The following is a 21687-nucleotide window of genomic DNA, read 5'->3' as shown; positions in this document are numbered from 1 at the left end:
TCCTCGGTTCTGGTTCAAGCCTGACAGGCCCGGCAGTGGAAGGTCGAACGACCGCTTTGCACGATACGCTCGATGTGGCCGCCACAACCAGGCTTGGAGCAGCCTTCCCCCTCGCGATCGTAAACCGCGAAGGAATGCTGGAAGTAGCCCAGTGATCCATCGGTCTTCATATGATCGCGCAACGACGAGCCGCCGGCGGCGATCGCATCGGCGACGACCGAGCGGATTGCTTCGGCCAGGCGTTCGCTCTGCTCTTTGGCTTTCTTGCCGGCTCTCGCGAGGGTGCCCGCTTCGCGCAGCGGCGACAGGCCGGCCCGCCAAAGCGCTTCCGAGACGTAGATATTGCCTAGCCCGGCAATCAGCCTCTGGTCCAGAAGTGCCGCTTTCAGCGGTGACTTGCGACCTTTCAGCAACGAAGCGAGCAGCGCGCCGTCCAGTGCGTTGCCTGTAGGCTCGACGCCTAATCCCGCCAGCATCGGATGCATGTCGGGCTCGCCTTCCGAAAACAGCATGAACCCGAAGCGGCGCGGGTCGTTGAAGATCACGCGAGAGCGGACGCCGGCAGGGGATGCGATGTCGAAGACGACGTGATCGTGAGCAGTGTTTTTCGAACGTTCGTGGTGGAACACGCTAGGCGTTGCGCTCTCGTCGGCCGTTTCGATGCGAAACGAACCCGACATGCCGAGATGGCAGATCAGAACCGGGCCGTTGTCCATGTGCATTGTCAGATATTTGGCACGGCGGCCGAGCGCCGCAATCGTCTTGCCGGTCAGCCGCTCCGAAAATCTCTCGGGGAACGGAAACCGCAAATCCGGCCGGCGTGCCTCGACACCGACAATGCGGGCACCTTCAAGGGCCGGCTGCAGACCGCGCCTGACTGTCTCTACCTCCGGCAACTCAGGCATGGCCACCTATCGTGGCATGGAAGGAGGTGCCGTGACGGCCGCGCGCCAGCCCGAGATGTTCGGCCACGGTTTCGCCGATGTCGGCAAATGTTGTCCTCAGTCCGATGTCTGCGCCTTTGAAACCCGGCCGTGTCCCGATAATCGGAATACGCTCGCGCGTGTGGTCGGTGCCGCGCCACGTCGGATCATTGCCGTGATCGGCGGTCAAGATGAGCAGATCGCCTGGCTTCAGCCGTGCGAATGCCTCGGGCAGGCGCCGGTCGAACGCTTCGAGTGCGGCGGCATATCCCGCAACGTCGCGCCGATGCCCGAACTCGGTGTCGAAGTCGACAAAGTTTGCGAAGACGAGGTCGCCGTCGCGGGCGTCTTCCATGGCACCAAGCGTTTTGTCGAACATCGCCATGTTGCCGGCAGCCTTGCGGACTTCCGAGATCCCCCGATGGGCGAAAATGTCGCCGATCTTGCCGATCGCGATAACCCGGCTGCCGCGCGCCGTCAGCCGGTCGAGCAGCGTCGGTTCCGGTGGCGGTACGGCATAGTCGCGACGATTATGCGTTCGCTCGAACGTGGCCGCGGTTTCACCGATAAACGGCCGCGCGATGACGCGGCCGATATTCAGCGGATCGACGAGCCTGCGCACCACTTTGCAGAACTCGTAAAGCCGTTCCAGGCCGAAATGAACCTCATGCGCGGCGATCTGCAGGACGGAGTCGATCGAGGTGTAGCAGATCGGCTTGCCGGTGCGGATATGGTCTTCGCCGAACCGTTCGATAATCTCGGTGCCCGGAGCATGGCAATTGCCGAGGATGCCAGGCACCTTCCCTTCACGCACCATTGCTTCGGTCAACTCGGCCGGAAAGGCGGGAATCTTGTCTGGGAAGTAACCCCAGTCGAAACGGACCGGCAGGCCGGCTATTTCCCAATGGCCCGATGGCGTGTCCTTGCCGCTCGAAACCTCTTGGGCCGCGCCGTGAAAGGCGGCGGCAAGCGGTGCACTGCCGGCATTCTCAAACCTGAAACCCGTTGCCGTTGCCGCGGCCTGGCCGAGACCGAGCGCGAGCATGTTTGGTACAAGAAGGGGTCCGGCACGCAGGCCTTCGCGATCGGCGCGGCCTTCTGCGCAGGCCCGCGCGATGTGTGCGAACGTATTGGAGCCGGTGTCGCCATAACGTTCCGCATCGGCCGCGCCGCCGATGCCGAAGGAGTCGAGGACAAAAAGGAAGGCGCGTGCCATCGAAAGGTTCATCATTGCCTGTGTGTTGGCTCAGACATAGGGTTCCGCGCCACCATTGGCAATTCGGAAACCCAAACAGCACGGCTTGGCGTGCTGGTCCCGGAGAGACGAATCGCGGCATGGTCGATCTGCGGATGGAAATGCGCGGCGCGGAGCTCGCATGAGGCTTGCCCTGACAGCATTCGCCACCGTACTGGCTTTGCTGCTGGATGCGTCTTGCACAAACCTGGCGCGAGCCGATTGGCGCGATGTTATCGGAACGTTCCGTATCGGTATCGTCGCCGAACCGTTGCCGGTCGAGGGACTATGTGCTGGCTGCAGCCATCGTGCGTCTAGTCTCGGCCCGCAGTCGCAAGCAATAGCAACAGACCGGTTAGCGGGCTTCAGGCGTCAGCAATCGCTGCACGGAATGGTCGGGCTCCTGCGCGGCCGCAGATAATAAGTTTCCGCCATCGATATCGAATTGAAGACCGAGCTCAACCCGAACCGGCTTTGGCCGTCCGCCGACCAGGTGATGATTGGCTTGTAGGCGAGATCGCTTTCGACCCGAATGAGGAACGTGCCTTTGATCTTGAGCGCGCTCGGGACCGTCGTGGTGGAATCCTTGACCGCGTCGACGCTAGAGACGCCATCGACCAGCTTGCGCGACCACACGACCAGGACTTTCGGCGTCGTCTCGTTCGTCACCTGTATCGCCGTGATAATGATCTTCGGTTTCGAGCGGTTGTAGGGCTGGAGCGTGGAACTGCCGATCGCCATGATGGCATCGACATCGGCCGCCTTGACGGTCTGCTGCTGCGTGACGAGGTCCGCTACCATGCTGCCGATGCGGCTGACCTTCTTGCTGGTCTCGATGGCTTGCGAGGCCTCCATTGTCATAAAGTACATGATCAACAGGATAGGCACGATGAGGGCAAACTCGACAGCCGCAATACCGCGGCGGTCCGAGCAAAGCCGGACTGCTCTTGTACAAATCCCTGCGATGCCCAGCTGTGCCCCCGCACGAATCATGGCTTTGCCCTTTTCAAGCGACTACGTGGTTCAGTTGTCGAACGGCTCGTTCTGCCAAGTGATCGAAGCAAAATGCAGCGTTTTGCCGTCCTTCAGGTTGGCCATCGATTTGGCCATGAAGTCGGTCATCACCGGCCATTTGTAAAAAACACGCAGCATGTTTCTCGACTCCGCCAGGCCAGGTGCGACGGTGAAGGTCTGTGTGCTCGTGCCTTTGGTCAGCACGACGTCGCCATCCTGGATCTTGAAACCGGCCAGCGCCGCATCGGCGAAGGTCGGATATTCGCGCAAGTCCACCAGCAATCCGGGACAGGTCTTGGCGACCATGATCTCCAATTTGGTGCAGATCATATCCCGCAGCTTGGTGCCGGACACATCGGCCGGTCTTAGTTGGCCGGTACGCAGTTGGCGCGCGATGTCGTCGGTTGCGTTTGCCATCACTTCCTGTGCGGCAAAAGAAATGCAGCTCTCCAGGATGGCGAAGACAAGAAGCGCGAAAGGAATTGCAAGCATGGCGAATTCGATCGCCGTGCTTCCGCGGCGGTCGCCCAAAAACCGTCTTGGAGAACTTGCTCGTCCTACCTTGCTCATGTCCGCTGCCCGCCGATGCCCGCTTCTGTATCGGTCCACCGTTAGTCGCAACCGATTGAAGTCCGGTTGGAATGACCGTTAAATTCGACGGGAAGGCCTTAACCTGGCGATAACCGAAGCACGTTCCCGCCAAAGACGGAGACGTCGGCTAGCTAATGCACGGCGCTCATTTCGGCTTCAGAGGCCTTCTCGGCATCGCTCTTATACGAGCTTTCGCAATATGGCGCGCAGGACATGGTCTGTACTTCGGAACGCCGATAGATGCGCACCGACGACGCTGCCTGGCGCACGACGGTTATTTGCTCATCGACGATCGGATTGCCCTGCTGGTCGAGGACGACGAGATTGGTGACGCCAAATCCCTTGCCGGTCAGTACGATCGTCGATGCGTCCTGCACGGAGGCGTCGGCGATCGCCGGATTGCCGACGACAATCGTATCGGCGGTGCGCGACAATTTGATGATCTTTGCCTGGTTCATCGTCACCTCGATGCCGGCGCCGGCCTTGGCTGGAAAGGCGAAAGCCGCTGCGGCAAAAAGCACGGCAACTGGAAATGATGATCTCGGCCCGGCCATTGAGGCGCCCCCTGGCAAACTGTTCAACGGAACATGAACGAGATTGGTGAACCAACCGTTAAGCGGCTGGAATTCAGGATCAAGCCGGAACCGGCATTGGGCCTAGCCGGCACGGCTGAAACGTCTTTGCCGAATTGCGCCTGTTGCGCCTTTTGTCGGCCGAGGCCCTGGCGGCGGGTATTTTAGTTCTGGGTTAACCACGCAATGTCGTCGAAGCGGGAAAGGAATCGGTAAGCCTGTTTATTAAGCCGATTGAAACAGCTTCTCCTTAGATTCGCAGTATCCGATCAGCCACCAAGAGAAGTTGACGGAAGTGCTGTAACAATTGGAGTAGGAGCTCGAATGTCTAACCTCATCGCACGTTTTGTGAAGGACGAATCCGGCGCGACCGCTATCGAATACGGTCTGATCGCCGCTCTTATCGCACTCGCTATCATGGTCGGCGCCGGCCAGCTCGGCAACTCGCTGAACGCCAAGTTCACCGCCATCTCCACTAAGGTGAACGGTAGCTGACCGTAACGGGTTCGGTTGTTCTGAAATAAGGGCCGCCGCACTGGCGGCCCTTATTTAGTCCTGGTATGAATTGAAATTTGCGCCTCATCAGTCGTTAGTCGAATAGGATTGGGTTGGGGGCCAGATGCAATTGGGTCATAGGCGCGCCGATGCTTGAAGCCGTGATCTTCGTCGTATTTCCGTTCTGCATGCTTTTTGCCGCGATCTCCGACATGCTTTCGATGACGATCGCCAATCGCGTGCCGGTGTTGCTTGTGGTCGTCTTCGTCTTGGTTGCGCCTTTGACCGGTATGGACTGGGCCACCTATGGCTGGCATTTCGCCGCCGCCGGCCTGGTTCTCGCGGTGACGTTCGGCCTGTTCGCGCTGGGCGGCATGGGCGGCGGCGACGCCAAGCTTCTGGCTGCCACTGCCATGTGGATGGGACTGAACATCCATCTCATCGAATACCTCGTCGCCTCGACATTCATCGGCGGCCTGCTGACGCTAGCCATCCTCGCCTATCGAAAATCGCCGCTTGCCGCCGTCACAAGCCATAATCCGTTCCTGCGCCATTTCGCCGATGAGGCGACCGGCGTTCCGTACGGCATCGCGCTTGGCATTGGCGGTCTGCTCACCTATTCCGACTCGCCATTGATGGCCTGGGGACTTACCAGGCTGGCGGGCTGAAGTTCACTTTACGCGGTTGGCGCCGAGCAGGCGAGTTGGCCACGTTTTCCTTCGGGCCGGGCTTGTCGATCCAATTTATATAAACGTTAAATTAATCACGATCGTAAGTATAACATTAACCTTGTTTTGACGATTGCCGCTGCAAAGTCCCGCTTGGCTACGTGGTTTGCCAAGGCGAGGTTCGGACAGATGCCAGCATCCCGATTGATTATTCTGAGCGTGGCGATAGCCGCGGCCGGTGGTGCAGGCTATGTCGCGAAGAACATGGTCGTGGCTCCGCCGCCTCCGGTTGTCGATTCCGGTCCTCAGGCGCCGGCGATCGCGCTGCAGGATGTGCTTGTTCTTTCCGGCGACGTTCCGATGGGCAGTCCGCTTGAAAACAACATTTCCTGGGAGTCATGGCCGTCCGCCGGCATCAACGCAAATTTCATCACCCGCGCCGCCGAGCCTGAAGCGCTGGACAAGCTGAAGGGCGCCGTCGCTCGCGTGGCGCTCTACGCCGGCGAGCCGCTGCGGCGCTCGAAGCTGATCGGTGAAGGGCAAAGCTTCATGTCGTCGATCCTGCCCTCCGGCATGCGGGCCGTTGCCACAAGCATCTCGGCCGACACCTCGGCCGGTGGCTTTATTCTTCCCAACGATTTCGTCGACGTCATCATGACCCGCAGAGCCGATCCCGCCAACGGCGGTGGTCCGGGCTTCACGACCGAAACTATCCTGAAGAACATTCGCGTCCTGGCGATCGACCAGACCATTCAGGAGGACGAGGAAGGTAAGAAGACCAGGGTTGGCCAGACCGCCACCCTGGAACTGACGCCGCAGCAGTCCGAGATCATCACCGTCGCACAGCAGATGGCGGATCGCCTGACATTGGCGCTGCGCTCGATCAAGGACAGTCAGGACAAGAATGTGGGCGAAGCCGATTACCTGGTTTCCGGCAATGGCCGGCGCGGAACCGTGCGGCTGATCAAGTCGGGCGAAGTTTCCGAAGTGGGGGCAAGGAAATGAGGCTAAAAACCAAACTGCCGCTCATCCTGGCTGCGGCGATCGGCCTGTTTCTCCTTGGAACGAATGCATATGGCATTGTCGATGCCAGTGCGGCGGGCAATGCCAGGGTGACGGCTTCGACCGCCACCCAGCGGGTCAAGCTCGGACTGAACAAGTCGGTGGTCATCGACCTCCCGAGCGATGCCTACGACATTCTCGTCGCCAACCCCGCTGTAGCCGACGCGGTGACCCGCACTGCCAGGCGCATCTATCTGTTTGGAAAGGCGGTCGGCGAGACAAATATCTTCGTCTTTGGCCCGAATGGCGAGCAGATCGTCAGCCTTGACCTAGCGGTCGAACGTGACGTTGCCGGGCTGGAGGATTATATCAAACGCTTCATCCCGTCATCGGAGGTTAAGGTCGAGTTGCTGAACGACAACGTCGTTCTGACCGGAACCGTGGACACTCCTCTGGACGCCAAGCGCGCGGCCGATCTGGCAACCATTTTCGTGTCCGGCGGCGAGGCAACCACGGGTCAATATTCGCAGACCGCTGCCGGCGGTTCGGCTGAAGCCGGCGTCGCGATCGATAACCCGGATGCCGAGCGCCGCGTCAGCAAGATCGTCAACTTGCTGCAGATCATCGGCGACGACCAGGTGACGCTGAAGGTGACGGTCGCGGAAGTCAGCCGCTCGGTGATGAAGCAGCTCGGCGTCAACATGGTGGGCAACGGCAGCAGCAACGGCATCAGCTGGGGCGCGGTAAGCGACAATTTCACTGGTTTGGGCAAGTCGCTGTCGAACTCGGGCCTCTCTATCGGCAGCTCGACGCTGCAGGCCTACATCAATGCCATGGAACAGTCCGGTGTCATGAAAACCCTCGCCGAACCAACATTGACGGCCGTATCCGGCGAGAAAGCGACCTTCAAGGTTGGCGGCGAATACAATATGGTGACCAGCGTTTCCCAAGCCGTATCAAATGATAACCAGACCGGTCTGAAGACGTATTCTGTCGAGAAGATCGAATACGGCATTGGCCTGGAATTCCAGCCGGTGGTGCTGTCTCCCGGCCGTATCAGCCTGAAAGTCAGAACCTCGGTTTCCGAGCCGACAACGGAGGGGTCTGTGTCTTTGTCCGAAGGTGTAACGAGCCCGGGCATGAATGCCCTGTCTCTCCGCAAGCGCTTGGCCGACACAACGGTGGAACTGCCTTCGGGCGGCTCGATGATGATTGCCGGCCTTGTCCGCGATGATCTCAGGCAAGCTGTTAACGGCTTGCCCGGTCTGACAAACATTCCAGTGCTTGGCGCGCTGTTCCGCAGCAGGGATTTCGTTCGCAACGAGACCGAGCTCGTCATCATCATTACGCCCTATCTGGTGAAGCCGGTGGCGCGCAATGATCTTGCCAAGCCGGATGACAATTTCAACGCCGCCAGCGATGGCGCCGGCATTTTCCTTGGCCGCGTCAACCGTGTCTACGGCACCATGCAGACCGACAAGCCCAACGGCCGTTACCACGGCGTTGTCGGCTTTATCTACAAGTAAGCGGGGAAGCGGTCATGTCTAAGGCAACATCGAAGGCACGGGCGATCACCGCGACGCGGTCAGTCCATTCGCGAATCTGGCGGCCGGCCGTTCCCATTATGGCGATCGCGGTGGCGGCATTGCTGGCCGGCTGCGCCAATCGCGACAGCGTCACGGTGGGTGCCATACCGGACGATTATCGCACCACCCATCCGATCGTCATAGCCGAGAAGATACAGAAGATCGACCTTCCGGTCGGCGCCGGCGACCGTGGCATGACCAGATCCCAGCGTGACACGCTCCTGGGCTTTCTGGACGGATACGACAGGAGCGCGGCTCCGGTGCTGACGATCGAGATTCCGAGCGGCTCAGCCAACGAAATCGCAGCGGCCGCGGCCGGCCGCGATTTCGCCAGGCTGGCCATAGCCAGCGGCATCAGCCGGAAGCGGATCGACATGCGGTCCTACCAGTCTGTTTCGGCCGAAGCGTCGGCACCGGTCCGTGTTGCCTACGTCTCGGTGAAGGCTCAGACGGATAAATGCGGTCGCTGGCCCGAAGACCTGCTGCAGACTTCGGAAAACAAGCACTATGCCGATTTCGGCTGTTCGTATCAGAACAACCTGGCTGCCCAGATGGCCAATCCGTCCGATCTGATCGGGCCACGCAAGCCGACGCCGATCGACGCGGAAAATCGCGGTGCTGTGATCGACGTCTATCGTGACAGAGGTATTTCGGACGAATTCCTCGGCAATTCGGAAGTCGAATATTAACGAGTGTTGAGGCTCAACAAACCCTAAGCCGCGCAAGTCACGGAAAGTGATGACAATGAGCAATCTTGCCTACGACACAGAGGTACCGGGCGGCGAAACTTCGGAGCAGGATATTGCCGCGATGCAGGCGTTGCGGCCGATCCCGCGCATTTCGATCCAGGCATTTTGCGAGACCGAAGGCGTAGCCAATCCGGTCGAGCGCGCCGGCGAGGATCGCCGCATGGCCAAGGCCCATCTGAAGGTGCATATGGGGGGCATCCCCACCGCTATCGAATTCTATCAGTCGGCGCCGACACCAAACCTGATCCTGCTTGAATCGCGCAGCGAGCCGAAGCTGTTGCTGGAACAACTCGCGCAGCTCTCCGAGCATTGTGACCCGAGCTCCAAGGTGGTGGTTGTCGGCCACTACAACGATGTCGGCCTGTACCGCGAACTCATCCGTTCGGGCATTTCCGAATATGTCATCGCGCCCGTATCGATGGCCGACATCGTCAGCGTGGTGTCTTCGATCTTCGTTGATCCGGAAGCTGAGCCGATCGGCCGCTCGATTGCGTTCATCGGCGCCAAAGGCGGCGTCGGCTCCTCGACCATAGCCCATAATGTGGCCTGGGCCATGTCGTCCCTTTTCAAATCCGAAGTGGTTGTCGCCGATCTCGACCTCGCCTTCGGAACGGCCAATATCAATTTCGACCAGGATCCGGCGCAAGGCATTGCCGAGGCAGTCTTCTCGCCGGAACGCGTCGACGAGGTCTATCTCGACCGGCTGCTCGCCCAATGCGCCGAGCACCTGTCGCTGCTTGCGGCCCCTTCGACCCTGGAGCGGGTCTACGATTTCGATCCCGACGCCTTCACCCAGCTTATCGACATAGCCCAGCGTAGCGCGCCGCTCCTCGTGCTCGATGTTCCCCACGTGTGGGCCGGCTGGACCAAGAACACGCTGGTCAAGGCCGACGAGATCGTCATCACGGCGACGCCCGAACTGGCCAATCTGCGCAACACGAAGAACCTGGTCGACATGCTGAAGCGGCTTCGTCCGAACGACCCCGCGCCAAAGCTTGTGATCAACCAGGCCGGTGTGCCGAAACGTCCTGAGATTACGCCGTCCGACTTCTCCGAATCGCTCGGCCTTTCGCCGATGTCGGTCATCCCGTTCGAGCCGCTTTTGTTCGGAAATGCTGCGAACAACGGACGTATGCTCGGTGAGATGGATGCCAAGAGTCCGGTTGTCGCCACGATCAACGAGATCGCCCATGTGCTGACAGGGCGCAGCGAAATCAAGGTGAAGAAAAAGGCTGGCCTCGGCAATCTGATCGGCAAGCTTTCGCGCAACAAGAAGTGATGCCTCAGCGGTGGAATTGGTAAGCGATCATGTTTGGTAAAAGAGGCAGCGACGACGGCAACCGGACCATTCCGGAATTCCGTCAGCCAGCACCCGCACCTGCTGCGCCGGCGGCCGCGAACCCTGTGGAAGCGGCTGTAACTGCCAGGCCGGCGGCGCTGCCGCCATCCGGCGCGCCTGCCGCGCCGGCGGTTCGCCGTGCGGTCGAGCCGCCGCCATTGGCGCCGGAGCCGAAAAGTATCCAGCGCCAAAAGAGCGAAACCTACTACGACACCAAAAGCCAGGTCTTCGCCGCACTCATCGATACGATAGATCTGTCGCAGCTCGCCAAACTCGATCCCGAAAGCGCGCGCGAGGAAATCCGCGACATTGTCAACGACATCATCGCGATCAAGAATTTCGCGATGTCCATCGCCGAGCAGGAAGAGCTTCTCGAGGATATCTGCAACGACGTTTTGGGCTACGGGCCGCTGGAGCCACTGCTTGCCCGCGACGATATTGCCGACATCATGGTTAATGGCTCCAAGAACGTCTACATCGAAGTCAACGGCAAGGTCGAGCAGACCGGCATCCGTTTCCGCGACAACCAGCAGCTCCTCAACATCTGCCAGCGTATCGTCAGCCAGGTTGGCCGCCGCGTCGATGAATCAAGCCCGATCTGCGATGCGCGTCTTCCTGATGGCTCCCGTGTCAACGTCATCGCACCGCCCCTGGCTATCGACGGCACCGCACTTACCATCCGCAAGTTCAAGAAGGACAAGCTGACGCTCGACCAGCTGGTCAAGTTCGGCTCGATTTCTCCGCAAGGGGCCGAGATTCTCAAGATCATCGGGCGTGTCCGCTGCAACATTGTCATCTCGGGCGGTACCGGCTCAGGCAAGACGACGCTGCTCAATTGCCTGACCAACTATATCGACCGGGAGGAACGCGTCATCACCTGCGAAGACTCGGCTGAGCTGCAATTGCAGCAGCCGCATGTCGTGCGTCTCGAAACCCGTCCGCCCAACCTCGAAGGCGAGGGCGAAGTGACCATGCGCGACCTGGTCAAGAACTGTCTGCGCATGCGCCCCGAACGTATTATCGTCGGCGAAGTGCGCGGACCCGAAGTGTTCGACCTGCTGCAGGCGATGAACACCGGCCATGACGGCTCGATGGGAACGATCCACTCGAACAGCCCGCGCGAATGCCTCAACCGCATAGAGTCGATGATCGCCATGGGCGGCTACACGCTGCCGCAAAAAACCGTGCGCGAGATCGTCGTCGGCTCCGTCGACGTGATCATACAGGCTGCACGCCTGCGCGACGGATCGCGGCGTATCACCCACATCACCGAGGTGATCGGCATGGAAGGCGACGTCATCATCACCCAGGACATCGTTCTCTATAACATCAAGGGCGAGGACGCGAACGGCAGGCTGCTGGGCGAGCACGTGTCGACTGGCATCGGCCGTCCGCATTTCTGGGAGCGCGCCCGCTACTACGGTGAGGAGCAGCGCCTCGCGGTTGCGCTCGAGGCGATGGAGAAACGCGCTGATTGATCCGTCTGGAAGCGTGGGGGCCAGGGTCGATGTTCGGAATTGACGGCACCGTATTGGCATTCGTCGTGCTCGCCGGCTTCAGCGCCGGCGCTGTGGCCTATGCTTTCCTGTTCAACCGGATCAGCACCGAGAAGCAGGTCGGCAAGCGGCTTGAATCGATCAAGACCGCCGAGACGGATCGTTCCGTCGTCAAGGCGTCGCGCGATCGCGTGGCGGAAGCGGCCAAGCGTCGCAAGTCCGTCCAGGATTCGCTGAAGGATCTCGATCAAAAGCAAAAGTCCAATCAGAGCCTGGTCAAGAAACCACCGCTGAAGATCCAAATCCGCCAGGCCGGCATGAAGATCTCGCTTGAGCGCTTCTATGTCTACTCGGCGGTCTGCGGCGTCGTATTGACGGCTCTTGTATATTTCATCGGCGCACCGTTGCTGGTCTTGCCGGCTGCGCTGCTGGTCGGCGTCTTGGGTCTGCCCCGCTGGTTCGTCTCGTTTCGCCGCGCGCACCGCGTCAAGGCGTTCCTCAACGAATTTCCGAACGCGCTCGACATCATCGTGCGTGCGGTAAAATCCGGCCTGCCGCTGAACGACGCCGTGCGTCTGATCGCCAACGAATCCCCCGAGCCGGTCAAGACCGAGTTCCGCCGCATAGTCGATTCGCAGCAAATGGGTTTGTCGATCCCTGACGCGGCCATGCGCATGCCAGAAACGATGCCGTGCACCGAGGCGAGCTTCTTCGGCATCGTCATCCAGATCCAGTCTCAGGCCGGCGGCAATCTTTCCGAAGCGCTGGGCAATCTTTCGCGCGTGCTTCGCGACCGCAAGAAAATGAAAGCCAAGGTCCAGGCATTGTCCATGGAAGCCAAGGCATCCGCCGTGATCATCGGCGCGTTGCCTTTCGTCGTCGCCTTTCTCGTCTATTTGACGAGCCCGAACTACATCATGCCCCTCTTCATCACCAGCACCGGCCATCTGATCCTCGGTTGTTCCGGCATCTGGATGTCGATGGGCGTCCTGGTAATGCGCAAGATGATGAATTTCGAAGTCTAGGACTCGCTATGACCGATCACGTCATCAGAACTCTCACCGACCCGTCCCTGCTGATCGCACTGCTGGTCGGCATCGCGGTGTTTGCGACCGTCTTCACGCTGCTGCCCGCTTTTGGCGGGAACCAGCTCAAGGCGCGCATGAAATCCGTAGCGCTGGAGCGCGATGAGCTGCGCGCCAAGCAGCGCGCGCGGCTGGCAGTCGAAGCCGACCGCCGCCGCAAGGGCCTGCGCGAAGAACAGTCGGTCGGCATGCGCAATATTGTCGATCGCCTGGATCTCAGGCGTGCGCTGGCGGATGAAGGTACCTTGCAGAAATTGAAAGTGGCGGGTTTTCGCGGGCAAAATCCGCTGACGCGCTTCCTTTTCTTCCGTCTCGTCCTGCCCTTCATCGGCTTTGCATTGGCGGCGATGTATCTGTTCGTGCTCGGCGGATTGCCCGAGCAGCCGCTTTTCGTGAAGCTGTTCGTGTGCATCGTGGTAGCCTATGCGGGATTCTACGCGCCGGTGCTCTACGTCAACAACCGCGCTACCAAGCGCAAGCAATCGATTCAGATGGCGTGGCCGGACGCGCTCGACCTGTTGCTGATATGCGTCGAGTCCGGCATGTCGGTGGAAGCGGCGCTTCGCAAGGTCGCCGATGAGATCGGCGCGCAATCGGTGGCATTGGCGGAAGAATTCATCCTGACAAACGCCGAGCTTTCCTATCTGCAGGAGCGCAAGCAGGCCTACGAGAACCTTGCAAGCCGAACTGGCCTGGAATCCGTCAGGTCGGTGTCCCAGGCGTTGGTTCAGGCCGAGCGCTACGGCACGCCCGTGGCGCATGCATTGCGGGTGCTTGCCAGTGAGAGCCGCGACATGCGCATGAATGCCGCCGAGAAGAAGGCGGCCGCGCTGCCGCCGAAGCTTACCGTGCCGATGATCCTGTTCTTCCTGCCGGTGCTGTTCGCCATCATTCTGGGTCCCGCCGGCATCCAGGTGAGCCAGCGCGGCATCTTTGGCGACCAGCCGAAATCAAGCAGCGAGTAGCGCCAGCGGCGTTGCCAGAAACGCTGATACGATCCAGAGCCACGCTGCCGGTGCAGCGCGGCTCTTTGCGTTAGACATGTTGCGGAATTCGCGCGCCGGTTCGGCGCTCGAAGCGGTCAGTTGGTGGCGGGCTTTGCCTTGTCCTGGTCCTTGAGCTGGCTCCAGGCATTCTGCTGCGCCAGCATCTGGCGAAGGTAAGCGACGTTAGCCTGCGCCTGATCCGGCGACAGCTCTTGCGAGGCGATCTTCTCTGCCTCGTCGAAACGGCCTTGCAGACCGACGACCAGCGCAAGGTTCTGGCGGACGCGGCTGTCTGCATTCGGCTGCTGGGCGGCTGAGCGCATATAGGTTTCGGCTGTGCGCAAATCACCTTCCAGCACGTACGACATGCCGAGATTGGAAAGGATCGACGGTTCGTTCGGCCTGAGGTCAAGCGCCTTGCGATAGCCTTGGCGAGCCTCGTCCTTCTGGCCGAGCTGGTCGAGAATAGCAGCTTCCGCCGATACCAGTTTCCAGTCAGGATATTCGGGCGTCTGGGCGCGGCGCACGGCATCGAGTGCCGGCTCGAACTGTCCGTTGGCGGCAAGCGCCTTGCCATAGGCGGCGAGCACGTCGCGATCCTTCGGCAAGGCGATCGCCAGCTTGCGCATCACCGCAAGCGATTGGTCTGCGTCGCCGTCCATCTGCAGCGCCGCGGCATAATTTGTCGCGATCCGCTTGTCGCTGGGGTTTTTCGAATAGGACTGGCCGAGCGCCATCGTAGCGTTGTGCAGTTCGCCCGCCGACATTGTTTCCAGCGGCTTGCCGCTTGGACGAGAAATCGAGCCAGTCGTCAATTTGCTGGTTCCGCAGCCGGCGACGCCTGCAGCAAGCACCATCATCAACGCCGTGGTGATCAGCCTATTTGCGCTGGCGTTCATCCTGCGGTTGGTCGGCATCGGCACCAGGGCTCCGTTCATGCGCGTGACCATTTGCGAGGTCATCTTTCCTCCCGCAGAAATATTCTGTTAACCCTAACGGAGAGTTAAGAAACGCCGACTCGGAAGCCGGAGGCCAGCGAATGCCTGTCGAACTCGTCGAGAAAGAATTGAGCAATGCGCTGCCGGTCCATCTGGTGGCGAAGGATGCTCTGGCGGCGGCGGGCCTTGCGCCATCCTCGGTCGCCTGGGCCAAGGCCAACGGCTTTTCCGGCGAGGCCGGCAGGACGCTGATCATGCCTGGCGACAACGGCGCGATTGCCGGAGCCCTGTTCGGCACCGGTGATGGCGAGGGCGCACTGGCCATCGGCGCACTAGCGAGAGCCTTGCCCGCAGGCGAGTGGCATTTTGCGTCCGCACCGGCCAAGCCGGAGCTTACGGCACTCGCCGTGGCGCTCGGCGGCTATGTCTTCACCCGCTACGGCAAGAAGCCAGGCAAGACGCTTCGCCTCGCGCTGCCGGCAGGCACCGACGCCGCCCGCATCCGCCGCCTCGCCGATGGCATTTTCCTGGCGCGCGATCTGGTTAACACGCCGACCAGCGATATGGGCCCCGGGCAGTTGGAAAAGGCCGCCCGGACCTTGGCCGCGACGCACAAGGCCGAAATATCGGTGACCAAAGGCGACGATCTTCTTACCGCCAACTTTCCGATGATCCACGCCGTCGGTCGGGCTTCTGCCGACGCGCCACGCCTGATCGACATGATTTGGGGGCCGAACAATGCCCCCAAGATAACGCTGGTCGGCAAGGGCGTCTGCTTCGATACAGGCGGTCTCGACATCAAGCCGTCCTCGGGCATGCTTTTGATGAAGAAGGACATGGGTGGCGCTGCCAACGTGCTGGGTCTCGCTTCCATGATCATGGCCACCGGGTTGAAGGTTCGGCTGCGCGTGCTCATCCCGGCTGTCGAGAATTCGATAGCCGGCAACGCCTTCCGGCCAGGCGACGTGCTGGTGAGCCGCAAGGGCATTACCGTCGAAATCGGCAACACCGACGCCGAAGGACGGCTGGTGCTCGCCGATGCCCTGGCCTTGGCCGATGACGAAGAGCCGCAGATGCTGGTCGATATGGCAACGCTGACAGGCGCTGCCCGTGTTGCGCTCGGTCCCGACTTGCCGCCGTTCTATACCGGTGACGAGACGCTTGCATCCGAGCTGGCGGACGCCTCCGTTGCGGTCGAGGATCCGCTATGGCGGATGCCGTTGTGGAAGCCCTATGACGCCAAGCTGGCGTCGAAGGTGGCCGACGTCAACAACGTCACGCCGGACGGTTTCGCCGGCTCGATCACCGCGGCGCTTTTCCTGAAGCGCTTCGTGGAAAAGACCGCCGGCTGGGCGCATGTCGACATCTTCGCCTGGAACCCGTTCGACCGCCCGCACGGCCTTGCCGGTGGCGAAGCGCAAGGCATCCGGGCGCTGGAGCAGGTCATTTCGAACCGCTACGGCTGATTCTCGGGCATAGCCGACGAAGGTTATTGACTGAAACGGAACCGAAACAATTTTCCGTCATGCTGGACGGATGTCGATTATCATGCGTCCAAGCCAAGCGTTGCGACTATGGCAACAGGTGGTGCTGTCGGAGGTGCGCGACGACGCGCCCGATCTCACCATGCGCCAGACGGCGATCCTGTTCACCATCTATCTCGATCCGCCGCCCCACACGGTACGGGGGTTAGCCGCCCGCCTCAACGTCACCAAGCCGGTGATCACCCGTGCGCTCGATACGATGGGGGCGCTGAAACTGGTGTCGCGCCACCGCGACGAGCTCGACAAGCGCAACGTGCTGGTCAGGCGCACAGTCGAAGGCGCGCTCTTTGTCGAGCGCTTTGGCGATGTTATCATTGCCAGAGCCCAAGAGTTGCCCATTTGAACGAGTTGCCGATTTGACCGCCAGGGATGCCCGCCTCCATGCCTTCCGCTCCGATCTCGCCGACGCCAGGCTGCGAGGCGAGGTCGCCGCCGACCGTTTCGTCGCCGGCCGGCCGGCTCGCATATCAGCCTGCGTCGCCGACATCCGCAAGGCGCCGCGCCCGGACGCCGGCGTCGATACCCAGCTTCTGTTCGGCGAAGACGTCCTCGTCTTCGACGACGTTGAGGGCTGGGCCTGGATACAGGCCGAGCGCGACGGCTATGTCGGCTATGTCGCCGACACCGTGCTGGGCGGTCGGGAGCATGCGCCCACCCATGTTGTCTCGGTGCCGCGCACTTTCCTCTATCCGGGACCGGATTTGCGGTTCCCGGTGAGCGGGGAGCTCTCGATGGGGTCATTGGTGGCGGTGACGGGCTCAGCGGAAACGCGCGGCACGCATTATGCTCTGCTGCCGTCCGGCCAGGCGGTCATCTCGGGTCATCTCAGGCCGGTCGCCGAGGTTCATCCCGACTACGTCGCGGTCGCCGAGGCGTTTCTCGGCACGCCCTATCTGTGGGGCGGCGTCTCCGGCTTCGGCATCGATTGTTCCGGTCTCGTGCAACTTGCAATGCACATGGCTGGCAGGCAAGTGCTGCGCGACACCGACATGCAGGCGGCGACCGTCGGCGAGCCGCTCGAACCCGGGCCGGATTTTGCCGGGTTGCGGCGCGGCGACCTGGTCTTCTGGAAAGGCCACGTCGCGATCATGACAGATCCGGAGACCATGATCCACGCCAACGGCCACACCATGCTGGTGTCGCGTGAAGGACTGAGGGAGGCGGTCGCCCGTATCGGCTATCTCTATGGCGGACCGACCGGGTTTCGCCGGCCGTAGTGCGAATCGATCACCTTTTGTTCTGATTCTGCTTGGCGATTGCGCGCCGCCGCGCTACGTCGGGCGCGTGACAGAGCAGCCGCGCCTTGCCGAACAGAATGCCGCCGTCGTCCTGCCCGAGCCATTTGTCAAATGGTTTGCGGAAAAGGGCTGGTCGCCGCGCGCCCACCAGATCGATTTGCTGGCCAAAGCCCAGGGCGGCCGGTCGGTATTGCTAATCGCCCCGACCGGCGCCGGCAAGACGCTGGCCGGGTTCTTGCCATCGCTGACCGAACTGGCCGGCCGGCCGAGGAGAAGGCCGGGGCAGGCGCATCGAGGCATCCACACACTCTACATCTCGCCGCTGAAGGCGCTGGCCGTCGACATCGAGCGCAATCTCGGCAAACCCGTCGAAGAAATCGGGCTGCCGGTCACCGTCGAGACGCGCACCGGCGACACGCCCGCACACAAGCGCCAGCGGCAGAAGCTGGCGCCGCCCGACATTCTCCTGACCACGCCCGAGCAATTGGCGCTGCTGATTGCCGCGCCCGATGCCAGGCGCTTCTTCGAGGACATGCGCTATGTCGTGCTCGACGAATTGCATTCGCTGGTGACCTCGAAGCGCGGGCATCTCCTGTCGCTCGGGCTGGCCCGGCTGCGCTCGTTTGTGCCCGCCCTGCAGACGATAGGCCTGTCGGCGACGGTCGCCGAGCCTGACGAATTGCGGCGCTGGCTGGTCAGCCAGAATCCACCTGGGCCGATGGCCGAACTGATCGTCGTCACTGGCGGCGCCAAGCCCGATATCTCCATTCTCGATTCGGAGGAGCGCGTGCCGTGGGCGGGACATTCGGCCCGCTACGCAACGCCGGAAATCTACAACGAGATCAAGCGCCACAAGACAACCCTGCTGTTCGTCAACACGCGCAGCCAGGCGGAGTTGCTGTTCCAGGAGTTGTGGCGGGTCAACGAGGAGACCTTGCCGATCGCGCTGCATCACGGCTCGCTCGATGTCGCGCAGCGCCGGCGTGTCGAAAAGGCAATGGGCGAGAACGCCCTGCGCGCCATCGTCGCCACGTCGACGCTCGACCTCGGCATCGACTGGGGCGACGTCGACCTGGTCGTTCATGTCGGCGCGCCGAAAGGTGCCAGCCGGCTGGCGCAGCGCATCGGCCGCGCCAACCACCGTATGGACGAGCCGTCCAAGGCGATCCTGATACCGGCCAACCGCTTCGAGGTGCTGGAATGCAGGGCGGCGCTCGACGCCAATTATCTCGGTGCCCAGGATACGCCGCCGCTGGTCAATGGCGGGCTCGACGTCCTGGCGCAGCACGTGCTGGGCTGTGCCTGCGGTGCGCCGTTCCATGCCGATGCGCTGTTTGAGGAAGTGCGAACGGCAGCACCCTATGCCGATCTCGATCGGCCGACATTCGATCGCGTCATCGATTTCGTCGCCACCGGCGGCTATGCGCTGAAGAACTATGAACGCTACGCCCGTATTCGTCTCAACAAGGACGGGCTGTGGCGGGTCTCAAATCCTCGCGTCGCCCAACAATACCGGCTCAATGTCGGCACCATCATCGAAGTGCCGGCGCTCAACGTCCGCTATGTCCAGGCCGGCAGCAGAGGCGCGGCTTCGCGTGGCGGCCGGGTTCTGGGCAAAATCGAGGAGGCGTTCCTCGAAACGCTGACGCATGGCGACACCTTCATGTTCGCCGGCAAGGTGCTGCGCTTCGAAGGTATCCGCGAGAATGAGTGCTTTGTCTCGAATGCACCCGGCAGCGACGCCAAGGTGCCGTATTACGGTGGTGGCAAATTCCCGCTTTCGACGTACCTGGCCGAACAGGTCCGCGCCATGCTGGACGATCCGCAGCGCTGGAAGAAGCTGCCGGAGCAGGTCGCCGACTGGTTACGCTTTCAGGCCGACAAGTCGGTGCTGCCGAAACGCGACGATCTGCTGATCGAGACCTTTCCGCGCGGCAACCGCTACTATCTGGTGGCCTATCCGTTCGAGGGCAGGCTGGCGCACCAGACGCTCGGCATGCTGCTCACCCGCCGCCTCGACAGGGCGGGAGCCAAGCCGCTCGGCTTCGTCGCCACAGACTATGCGCTTGCCATATGGTCGCTGGCCGATATGGGCCATATGTTCAGGGCGAAGAAGCCGTCGCTGGCTGCGCTATTCGATCAGGACATGCTGGGCGACGACCTCGAAGCCTGGCTCGCCGGCAGTTGGTTGTTGAAGCGCACCTTTCGCAATTGCGCGCTGATCTCGGGATTGATCGAGAAACGCCACCCTGGGCAGGAGAAGAGCGGCCGCCAGGTAACCGTGTCGACGGATCTCATCTACGACGTGCTGCGCAGCCACGAGCCCGACCACATCCTTTTGCAGGCGACGCGTGCCGATGCCGCGACCGGTCTCTTGGATGTCAGCAGACTTGCCGAGATGCTCTCGCGCGTCCAAGGTCGAATCATGCATAAGAACCTCGAGCAGATATCGCCGCTCGCCGTGCCGATCATGCTCGAGATCGGCAAAATGCCGGTGCACGGCGAGGCCGATGACACGCTGCTGATGGATGCAGCCACGCTGGTCGAGGAGGCCATGGGGACGAAATGACTGTCGCGCTCGCCATGGCTGCGCCTCTGGCGGATGCGGGCGCTGTCCGTATCGCCGGCGAACGCGCGATCTGCGACCGTCGCGGCGTGCTCTATTTTCCCGAATTCCGGCTTCTGACCGTATCCGACCTGCATCTGGAAAAAGGTTCATCACTGGCCAGGCGCGGCACGCTGGTCCCACCTTACGACACCGGTGCGACGTTGCTCCGGCTGCAGGCGGTGATCGCCGATTATCAGCCTGCGATCGTTATCAGCCTGGGCGACAGTTTTCACGATGGCGGCGGCGCCGCACGTATGCACGCGAGCTTTCGCCAAAGGCTGGAGGGGCTGATGGTCGGGCGCGACTGGTTCTGGGTCGCCGGCAATCATGACCCGGAAGCACCGGCCGACCTGCCGGGCGAAACCGTGCGCGAATTGGCCATCGGTTCTCTGCTCTTCCGGCACGAGCCTTCGGCGGTGAGGGCGGAAGGCGAGATATCAGGCCACCTGCATCCTTGCGCCCGCATCGTGCAGCAAGGCCGTTCGGTGCGGCGTCGTTGCTTTGCCGGCGATGGCGGCCGCATGATCATGCCGGCTTTCGGCGCCTATACCGGCTCGCTCAACGTGCTCGATCGCGCCTATGCCGGGCTGTTCCGCCGCGAAACGCTGATGGCCTATATGCTTGGCACAGAGCGCATTTTCGCGATTTCCCACGCGATGCTCAGGCCGGGCTGAACCTACCTGCCGTAGTACAAAGTAACCGTGTGCTTGGCCTCGGCGAAGAACAGCCAGCGCTCGACCAGCATTCCGGCGAGTTGGGCGATTGGGGCGAGTATCGACAGTGCTGCCGCATAGGGCAACGGCAAGGCGAACGCCGCGACCAGCAGCAACGCGGGCAAAGCAAAGGCCAGCACCTGCGTGATCTGGCGGAGTTTAGCGCTGTGCTTGCGCGCAATGCGAAAACCCATCTCCTTGAGCAGATAGTTTTCCTCGGTATGCGGCCATTCCAGCGACCGCACCGTGCCGCCGGAAAGCCCGGTTGCGGTGTTGGCATTGGTCGGGATCTCCAGCCTGTCATTGTATCGCCAGGTCGCCAGCTTCAAACCCCAGCCAAGCGCGGTCAGCAACAGGGCAGCCGCCAGAAGCATATTCGAGCCTGCGGCAAATCCCTGCAGCAGGGCGTTGAGCAGTACGCTGCCGGTCATCGCCGAAAAGACCAGGTAGGCGGGTAGGGTGAAGCGGCTGTGCCACTGGGCAATCGGCTTCAACGACGCGTAGATCATGCCGGTGGTGCAGACGGTTGCGACCGCGCCGACGGCAGCGAGCAGCCCGGCGACAGCCGCCCAGCCGCTCGTACGGCCGAGGACCACCCAGCCAATACCGAACAGTCCCGCCGGCACGAAAGTGGCGACCGAGGCAACACCTTCGCGCGACAGCCATGAGCTACGCCATTGCGAGAAGGCACGCCAGGCGCGTTCGGGCCGGCCGAGATGGCCGGCCGACGACAGCAGGCCTGTCGAGATCAGGCCAAGCGCCAGCCCCATGCCGGTGAGGCCAAGCCAGAAATCGGGCGGGATAAAGCCCTGTCCAGCGAGCACGCCAAGCAGCGCGAGCAGGCCGTAACCGGCGCCCGTGGCCGTGGTGAAAAAGACGACGGAGAAGGCTGGATGCATGAAGGCA

General features: G+C 61.7%; 21 protein-coding genes and 1 pseudogene. 15 read left to right on the top strand and 7 right to left on the bottom strand.

The features are described from left to right. Window positions 1–14: 14 nt before the first annotated feature. Together mutM and NKH93_RS06350 are read right to left on the bottom strand one after the other, a co-directional pair. Complete coding sequence (mutM, locus tag NKH93_RS06355) at window positions 15–905, bottom strand: bifunctional DNA-formamidopyrimidine glycosylase/DNA-(apurinic or apyrimidinic site) lyase (protein ID WP_352541274.1); 891 nt, start codon at window positions 903–905, stop codon at window positions 15–17. After that, window positions 898–2139, bottom strand: a complete 1242-nt coding sequence (locus NKH93_RS06350; protein WP_352541275.1) for a phosphopentomutase — start codon at window positions 2137–2139, stop codon at window positions 898–900. Before NKH93_RS06350 ends, mutM begins: the two co-directional genes overlap by 8 nt. 160 nt (window positions 2140–2299) lie before the next feature. Here NKH93_RS06350 and NKH93_RS34310 point away from each other — a divergent pair. Continuing rightward, window positions 2300–2428 (top strand): annotated as a pseudogene (locus tag NKH93_RS34310) (phosphate/phosphite/phosphonate ABC transporter substrate-binding protein); the annotation flags it as partial. 101 nt (window positions 2429–2529) lie between these two features. On the opposite strand, the gene NKH93_RS06345 reads toward NKH93_RS34310, so the two are convergent. The 3 genes from NKH93_RS06345 to NKH93_RS06335 all read right to left on the bottom strand — a co-directional run bounded on the left by NKH93_RS06345 (window position 2530) and on the right by NKH93_RS06335 (window position 4316). Further along, on the bottom strand, window positions 2530–3150 hold the full coding sequence (locus tag NKH93_RS06345; RefSeq protein ID WP_352470083.1) for a TadE/TadG family type IV pilus assembly protein: 621 nt from the start codon (window positions 3148–3150) through the stop codon (window positions 2530–2532). A gap of 30 nt (window positions 3151–3180) precedes the next feature. Continuing rightward, entirely contained in the window at window positions 3181–3741 is a 561-nt protein-coding gene (locus NKH93_RS06340; RefSeq protein ID WP_352969652.1) for a TadE/TadG family type IV pilus assembly protein, read from the bottom strand. Between the two features lie 152 nt (window positions 3742–3893). Continuing rightward, window positions 3894–4316, bottom strand: coding sequence for a pilus assembly protein N-terminal domain-containing protein (locus NKH93_RS06335; protein WP_352969650.1), 423 nt, complete (start codon window positions 4314–4316; stop codon window positions 3894–3896). Between the two features lie 342 nt (window positions 4317–4658). Here NKH93_RS06335 and NKH93_RS06330 point away from each other — a divergent pair, with 342 nt between their 5' ends. The 9 genes from NKH93_RS06330 to NKH93_RS06290 all read left to right on the top strand — a co-directional run bounded on the left by NKH93_RS06330 (window position 4659) and on the right by NKH93_RS06290 (window position 13719). Next, on the top strand, window positions 4659–4829 hold the full coding sequence (locus tag NKH93_RS06330) for a Flp family type IVb pilin (protein WP_023676929.1): 171 nt from the start codon (window positions 4659–4661) through the stop codon (window positions 4827–4829). Window positions 4830–4978: 149 nt separating this feature from the next. Continuing rightward, window positions 4979–5497: an A24 family peptidase gene (locus tag NKH93_RS06325; RefSeq protein WP_352969648.1), complete on the top strand. Its 519-nt coding sequence runs from the start codon at window positions 4979–4981 to the stop codon at window positions 5495–5497. Window positions 5498–5686: 189 nt separating this feature from the next. Beyond that, window positions 5687–6502 carry a Flp pilus assembly protein CpaB gene (gene cpaB, locus NKH93_RS06320; protein WP_023676931.1) on the top strand — a complete coding sequence of 272 codons (816 nt, stop codon included), beginning with the start codon at window positions 5687–5689 and terminating at the stop codon, window positions 6500–6502. Beyond that, on the top strand, window positions 6499–8025 hold the full coding sequence (locus NKH93_RS06315; RefSeq protein WP_352969646.1) for a type II and III secretion system protein family protein: 1527 nt from the start codon (window positions 6499–6501) through the stop codon (window positions 8023–8025). Before cpaB ends, NKH93_RS06315 begins: the two co-directional genes overlap by 4 nt. 14 nt (window positions 8026–8039) lie before the next feature. After that, on the top strand, window positions 8040–8774 hold the full coding sequence (locus NKH93_RS06310) for a CpaD family pilus assembly protein (protein ID WP_352448620.1): 735 nt from the start codon (window positions 8040–8042) through the stop codon (window positions 8772–8774). Window positions 8775–8829: 55 nt separating this feature from the next. After that, on the top strand, window positions 8830–10113 hold the full coding sequence (locus NKH93_RS06305) for a CpaE/TadZ family protein (RefSeq protein ID WP_352470086.1): 1284 nt from the start codon (window positions 8830–8832) through the stop codon (window positions 10111–10113). A 29-nt stretch (window positions 10114–10142) separates the two neighbouring features. Further along, window positions 10143–11651, top strand: a complete 1509-nt coding sequence (locus NKH93_RS06300; RefSeq protein WP_352448622.1) for a TadA family conjugal transfer-associated ATPase — start codon at window positions 10143–10145, stop codon at window positions 11649–11651. Window positions 11652–11680: 29 nt separating this feature from the next. Beyond that, a complete protein-coding gene (locus NKH93_RS06295; RefSeq protein WP_023676935.1) occupies window positions 11681–12694 on the top strand; it encodes a type II secretion system F family protein in 1014 nt (337 codons plus the stop codon). Window positions 12695–12702: 8 nt separating this feature from the next. Then, a complete protein-coding gene (locus NKH93_RS06290; RefSeq protein ID WP_023676936.1) occupies window positions 12703–13719 on the top strand; it encodes a type II secretion system F family protein in 1017 nt (338 codons plus the stop codon). A gap of 116 nt (window positions 13720–13835) precedes the next feature. Here NKH93_RS06290 and NKH93_RS06285 read toward each other — a convergent pair whose 3' ends face one another. Next, on the bottom strand, window positions 13836–14657 hold the full coding sequence (locus NKH93_RS06285; RefSeq protein WP_352470190.1) for a tetratricopeptide repeat protein: 822 nt from the start codon (window positions 14655–14657) through the stop codon (window positions 13836–13838). Between the two features lie 122 nt (window positions 14658–14779). Between NKH93_RS06285 and NKH93_RS06280 the strand changes: the two genes are divergently transcribed. The 5 genes from NKH93_RS06280 (at window position 14780) to pdeM (ending at window position 20742) form a co-directional block, all read left to right on the top strand. Continuing rightward, complete coding sequence (locus NKH93_RS06280; protein ID WP_352613902.1) at window positions 14780–16144, top strand: leucyl aminopeptidase family protein; 1365 nt, start codon at window positions 14780–14782, stop codon at window positions 16142–16144. 70 nt (window positions 16145–16214) lie between these two features. Then, window positions 16215–16565 carry a MarR family winged helix-turn-helix transcriptional regulator gene (locus NKH93_RS06275; RefSeq protein WP_023676939.1) on the top strand — a complete coding sequence of 117 codons (351 nt, stop codon included), beginning with the start codon at window positions 16215–16217 and terminating at the stop codon, window positions 16563–16565. After that, a complete protein-coding gene (locus tag NKH93_RS06270) occupies window positions 16528–17439 on the top strand; it encodes a C40 family peptidase (RefSeq protein ID WP_502896432.1) in 912 nt (303 codons plus the stop codon). Before NKH93_RS06275 ends, NKH93_RS06270 begins: the two co-directional genes overlap by 38 nt. Window positions 17440–17506: 67 nt before the next feature. Next, the gene (locus tag NKH93_RS06265; RefSeq protein WP_352969642.1) at window positions 17507–20029 is read left to right on the top strand and encodes a ligase-associated DNA damage response DEXH box helicase; all 2523 of its coding nucleotides are present in this window, start codon (window positions 17507–17509) and stop codon (window positions 20027–20029) included. Beyond that, window positions 20026–20742 (top strand): ligase-associated DNA damage response endonuclease PdeM, encoded by a 717-nt coding sequence (gene pdeM, locus NKH93_RS06260; RefSeq protein WP_352470092.1) that lies wholly within the window; start codon window positions 20026–20028, stop codon window positions 20740–20742. Before NKH93_RS06265 ends, pdeM begins: the two co-directional genes overlap by 4 nt. Window positions 20743–20744: 2 nt before the next feature. Here the strand turns inward: pdeM and NKH93_RS06255 are convergent, their stop codons facing one another. Further along, window positions 20745–21680: a dimethyl sulfoxide reductase anchor subunit family protein gene (locus tag NKH93_RS06255; protein WP_352470093.1), complete on the bottom strand. Its 936-nt coding sequence runs from the start codon at window positions 21678–21680 to the stop codon at window positions 20745–20747. Window positions 21681–21687: the final 7 nt, after the last annotated feature.

Origin of the sequence: Mesorhizobium sp. M0954, assembly GCF_040319155.1 — a bacterium.
In the GTDB taxonomy this organism is placed as follows: domain Bacteria; phylum Pseudomonadota; class Alphaproteobacteria; order Rhizobiales; family Rhizobiaceae; genus Mesorhizobium.
The sequence above is the reverse complement of the archived record's forward strand: the minus strand, read 5'-3'. Positions and strand labels throughout refer to the sequence as shown.

What these genes read in the sequence shown, in the direction of transcription:
- mutM (WP_352541274.1), bottom strand. Translation starts at nt 905, where the DNA reads ATGCCTGAGTTGCCGGAGGTAGAGACAGTCAGGCGCGGTCTGCAGCCG.
- NKH93_RS06350 (WP_352541275.1), bottom strand. Translation starts at nt 2,139, where the DNA reads ATGGCACGCGCCTTCCTTTTTGTCCTCGACTCCTTCGGCATCGGCGGC.
- NKH93_RS06345 (WP_352470083.1), bottom strand. Translation starts at nt 3,150, where the DNA reads ATGATTCGTGCGGGGGCACAGCTGGGCATCGCAGGGATTTGTACAAGA.
- NKH93_RS06340 (WP_352969652.1), bottom strand. Translation starts at nt 3,741, where the DNA reads ATGAGCAAGGTAGGACGAGCAAGTTCTCCAAGACGGTTTTTGGGCGAC.
- NKH93_RS06335 (WP_352969650.1), bottom strand. Translation starts at nt 4,316, where the DNA reads ATGGCCGGGCCGAGATCATCATTTCCAGTTGCCGTGCTTTTTGCCGCA.
- NKH93_RS06330 (WP_023676929.1), top strand. Translation starts at nt 4,659, where the DNA reads ATGTCTAACCTCATCGCACGTTTTGTGAAGGACGAATCCGGCGCGACC.
- NKH93_RS06325 (WP_352969648.1), top strand. Translation starts at nt 4,979, where the DNA reads ATGCTTGAAGCCGTGATCTTCGTCGTATTTCCGTTCTGCATGCTTTTT.
- cpaB (WP_023676931.1), top strand. Translation starts at nt 5,687, where the DNA reads ATGCCAGCATCCCGATTGATTATTCTGAGCGTGGCGATAGCCGCGGCC.
- NKH93_RS06315 (WP_352969646.1), top strand. Translation starts at nt 6,499, where the DNA reads ATGAGGCTAAAAACCAAACTGCCGCTCATCCTGGCTGCGGCGATCGGC.
- NKH93_RS06310 (WP_352448620.1), top strand. Translation starts at nt 8,040, where the DNA reads ATGTCTAAGGCAACATCGAAGGCACGGGCGATCACCGCGACGCGGTCA.
- NKH93_RS06305 (WP_352470086.1), top strand. Translation starts at nt 8,830, where the DNA reads ATGAGCAATCTTGCCTACGACACAGAGGTACCGGGCGGCGAAACTTCG.
- NKH93_RS06300 (WP_352448622.1), top strand. Translation starts at nt 10,143, where the DNA reads ATGTTTGGTAAAAGAGGCAGCGACGACGGCAACCGGACCATTCCGGAA.
- NKH93_RS06295 (WP_023676935.1), top strand. Translation starts at nt 11,681, where the DNA reads ATGTTCGGAATTGACGGCACCGTATTGGCATTCGTCGTGCTCGCCGGC.
- NKH93_RS06290 (WP_023676936.1), top strand. Translation starts at nt 12,703, where the DNA reads ATGACCGATCACGTCATCAGAACTCTCACCGACCCGTCCCTGCTGATC.
- NKH93_RS06285 (WP_352470190.1), bottom strand. Translation starts at nt 14,657, where the DNA reads ATGCCGACCAACCGCAGGATGAACGCCAGCGCAAATAGGCTGATCACC.
- NKH93_RS06280 (WP_352613902.1), top strand. Translation starts at nt 14,780, where the DNA reads ATGCCTGTCGAACTCGTCGAGAAAGAATTGAGCAATGCGCTGCCGGTC.
- NKH93_RS06275 (WP_023676939.1), top strand. Translation starts at nt 16,215, where the DNA reads ATGTCGATTATCATGCGTCCAAGCCAAGCGTTGCGACTATGGCAACAG.
- NKH93_RS06270 (WP_502896432.1), top strand. Translation starts at nt 16,528, where the DNA reads ATGTTATCATTGCCAGAGCCCAAGAGTTGCCCATTTGAACGAGTTGCC.
- pdeM (WP_352470092.1), top strand. Translation starts at nt 20,026, where the DNA reads ATGACTGTCGCGCTCGCCATGGCTGCGCCTCTGGCGGATGCGGGCGCT.
- NKH93_RS06255 (WP_352470093.1), bottom strand. Translation starts at nt 21,680, where the DNA reads ATGCATCCAGCCTTCTCCGTCGTCTTTTTCACCACGGCCACGGGCGCC.